At 67.7% G+C, this 3121-nt stretch carries 6 protein-coding genes; 4 read left to right on the top strand and 2 right to left on the bottom strand.

Annotation, left to right across the window (positions count from 1 at the left end; genetic code table 11):
* Nucleotides 1-194: 194 nt before the first annotated feature.
* The 4 genes from G6R25_RS22875 to G6R25_RS22885 all read left to right on the top strand — a co-directional run bounded on the left by G6R25_RS22875 (nucleotide 195) and on the right by G6R25_RS22885 (nucleotide 2060).
* Nucleotides 195-584, top strand: coding sequence for a hypothetical protein (locus G6R25_RS22875; RefSeq protein ID WP_205447379.1), 390 nt, complete (start codon nucleotides 195-197; stop codon nucleotides 582-584).
* A 445-nt stretch (nucleotides 585-1029) separates the two neighbouring features.
* Complete coding sequence (locus G6R25_RS22880) at nucleotides 1030-1410, top strand: MerR family transcriptional regulator (protein ID WP_205447382.1); 381 nt, start codon at nucleotides 1030-1032, stop codon at nucleotides 1408-1410.
* Nucleotides 1411-1504: 94 nt separating this feature from the next.
* The gene (locus tag G6R25_RS25625) at nucleotides 1505-1732 is read left to right on the top strand and encodes a hypothetical protein (RefSeq protein WP_205447385.1); all 228 of its coding nucleotides are present in this window, start codon (nucleotides 1505-1507) and stop codon (nucleotides 1730-1732) included.
* Entirely contained in the window at nucleotides 1725-2060 is a 336-nt protein-coding gene (locus tag G6R25_RS22885) for a VapC50 family PIN domain-containing toxin (RefSeq protein ID WP_235826501.1), read from the top strand. Before G6R25_RS25625 ends, G6R25_RS22885 begins: the two co-directional genes overlap by 8 nt.
* A 135-nt stretch (nucleotides 2061-2195) precedes the next feature.
* Here G6R25_RS22885 and G6R25_RS22890 read toward each other — a convergent pair whose 3' ends face one another.
* On the bottom strand, nucleotides 2196-2387 hold the full coding sequence (locus G6R25_RS22890; protein WP_163554525.1) for a hypothetical protein: 192 nt from the start codon (nucleotides 2385-2387) through the stop codon (nucleotides 2196-2198).
* A 243-nt stretch (nucleotides 2388-2630) separates the two neighbouring features.
* Complete coding sequence (locus G6R25_RS22895) at nucleotides 2631-3017, bottom strand: hypothetical protein (RefSeq protein WP_163554526.1); 387 nt, start codon at nucleotides 3015-3017, stop codon at nucleotides 2631-2633.
* Between the last annotated feature and the right edge of the window lie 104 nt (nucleotides 3018-3121).

The following is a 3121-nucleotide window of genomic DNA, read 5'->3' on the forward strand; positions in this document are numbered from 1 at the left end:
CGGCCGCGTGGTCGAATCCGACGAACAGCCAGCCGTCGGCGTCGACGACGATCCGTGGTGTCGGGACGATTCCCGGGGCGAGCAGTCCGTTCGTGTACTCGGCGCGCAGACGCTTCCTGCGCACCCCTTCACCATGGACGCCTTTGACGAACATCCTGGCGGTCGGGGCTGACGAGCCTGTCGTCAGGGACGTGGTGGATGAACGTTCCGGCAACGCGCCGGCAGAACAGCGCATAGTCCTTAGTGAACAGCAGGAAGGTGTGCCAGCCCAGGTCAACGGCGCGGGACGGGCGCAGTCCTCGGTCGAGGGCCGGGCCGCACGCGGCGAGGATGCGCCGGGCCTGCGGGTGCGGCGGTACGGCGTGGCGCGCGAGCCGGGTGAGGTGATTCCGCGACGGCTCGGTGATCTCGGGATCCGGGTGTACACAGCAGAGGCGACCGACGAGTTCGTTGCCTGCTTCATTCCGACGATCTTGTATCCCGGAGATGAGCAGTACGCGGGGTACGACCTGCGTCTACCGCCCGGGGCGGTCGCCGAAGCGTTGCCGTCGCGGCGTCGGTGGCGCTCGTGGCGGGGGCGGTGAACGGGCGGGGCGGTGATGTGGAGGTTCAGCCCGGTGCCGGCCCAGAACGGCGTACACAGGGCGGGGTAGGCAGGAGCGGCCTCGGGAGAGATCGGGACCGATCCTGTCCTGCCTGATCGAAGGCTGGGCGGTCCGGCGCGCCCGGGCACCGGGCGTTCCCTCGTCGGCGTGACGCTCCGTGACCTGGCCCGGTTCGAGCCACACGGCGGGATGGATGCTGTCTGGGCTGGCACGTCGCGGGTCGGCCGCCAGGCCGGAGGAGCGACGGCGGCCGCGATGGTGGAGGCGACGACAGCACGCTCTGGCGCTCGCTACGCAGGCCGTAGCCACGGCCGGATGACGACTCACCCACAGCGCTTACGAATATTGCGTCTGCTGCGGATGATGCGGTTGGAGCCCTGAGCACTAGCGGACGGGGCTGCGAATGTCGATGGAGGTGGCGGAGATGCCCGGCTCGGTTGACAACGCCGCCAGGCGGGACCCAGGTGCGGAGCTTGCCCGGCGGGCAGCGCGCCGCATCGGCGAGTACCTCACGACGCACCCTGGCGTCGATCAGGACACAATTCAGGGCGAGCTGGCCGGTGTTGACGCCCTGGTTGTCCCGCGGGAGGCCACCGTCCTGCTCGCCAAGATCCTTTTGCTTCTGGCGCAGGGGGAGGGCGTCAACGTCATGCCCGACTCTGCCGAGTTGACCACCCAGCAGGCAGCCGACTTCCTGAACGTGTCGCGACCTTACCTGATCAAGCTGCTCGAGTCCGACAAGATCCCCTACCATCAAGATCCCCTACCATCGAGTCGGCACCCACCGGCGGATCAAGTTCCGTGACCTTCATGAGTACACAAGCCGCGACGATCTGGAGCGGCGGCGCGCGGCCGATGATCTGACCGAGCTGACTCAGGAACTGGGGCTGTACTGACCCATGGCCTTCACGGTGGTCTACGACGCCAACGTGCTCTACCCGAACACCTTGCGCGACCTGTTGATCCGGATCGCACAGTCAGGTCTGGTCCAGGCGAAGTGGACCAATGAGATCCTCGATGAGACGATCACCGCGATCGACCGGAACCCGGCCAGACATTCCGTCCGAGAAGCTCGAGCGCCTCCGCAGCCTCATGAACGGGGCCATCAGAGACGTCTTGGTGTCTGACTACGAGCCGCTGATCGAGGGTCTCAAACTCCCCGACCTCAAAGATCGGCATGTGCTGGCCGCTGCGATCAAGGCCGGTGCGCAGGTCATCGTCACTCGGAACCTGAAGGACTTTCCTGCCGCCAGCCTGGAACTATGGGGCGTCGAAGCCAAGTCACCCGATGCGTTCGTCTTGGACCAGGTCGGCATCCGAGTGCAGCAGGTTGCCGCAGCCATCCGACAGATCGCTGACTCTCGAACGGACCCGCCGGAGTCCGTCGATGACATCCTGCGGCAGCTCGAACACAACGGACTCGTCGAGTCGATCACCGCACTCCGCGCACCATAACCGCGTGAAGGTCGGTCAGGCGGCGGCAGAGAAGGCGCCCGCACCGGACGATCCCGCGACGGTGTGACCTCAGCCCGGGGGTATCCCACCGGCTGTCCCCGGGCCCTGCCTCGGCCGTCAACCGAACAGCCTGACCTACAACGCGCCGAGTGCGTCACAGTGTCGCGGGCAGAAGTTCTCCACCGAGGCGGCGATCAGAACCGTCCGCTGATCCACCGTCAGGCCCAGCGCGTTGAGCTGCATGGCAGCTTCGGTGGCTGGGACACCCGGACCGCTGGTCGGGCGCGTGCCCTGCCAGGGACGCCCGGCGAGGGTATCCACCTTCATCGCCATCGTGCGCAGCGCCACGACGAACAGGGCCGGCCCGTCGGCGTCGAGGTCCCACTCGGCGATCAGCGGACGCCCACAACGCCGCGGTGTGGAACGAGCTGCTGGGCGCCCTGTTCAGCCGGCTCGCCCTGTTCAGCCGGCTCGATCTGGGCAACCGGCAGGCCTGGTGGCGCCGCCTTTGCATGGATGCCGTAAACGCCCACGAGACGGAGAACATCCGGATTCGACAGGCCGGGGCCTTCAAGCCACCGAAGGACGCGAAGAGATGGGTGGACCTACCGGTCGCCCACTCGCCAGCGCCGCTACCGGCCGCAGCCCCATATCCCCACCCGCCAGGTACGTCCGGTGCACCTCCTCGGTGAACCACCAGGTCCGGGCGGCCAGCCGGCCGGACCGGTGCGGCTCCGGCGGTACGAGCACCTCTATCTCCGATCCGCCAGTGACCACAGGGACGCCCAGGGGGAGGCCGAGGAGCAGATCGAGGACGTCGATATCCGTGGCGGCCCCGAGACCTACCCGCTCACGACGATCGATCTCCTCCATGCCGGGCTCGAAGCACACCAGAGCCTCGACACCAAGCACCGGACCCCAGGAGACGTGCGCAGCGCCTGTAGCGAGCGCCGGCACCGCCCGGCTCGCGGCGGATGCAGTCGCAGAAGCCGAAGTCGGGGAACTCGTCACTGCTCCCACTCTGCCGCAACCGCGTTGCCAGCGCGCGAATCACCCCACCA

Origin of the sequence: Candidatus Frankia alpina (assembly GCF_902806485.1) — a bacterium.
GTDB lineage: Bacteria > Actinomycetota > Actinomycetes > Frankiales > Frankiaceae > Frankia > Frankia alpina.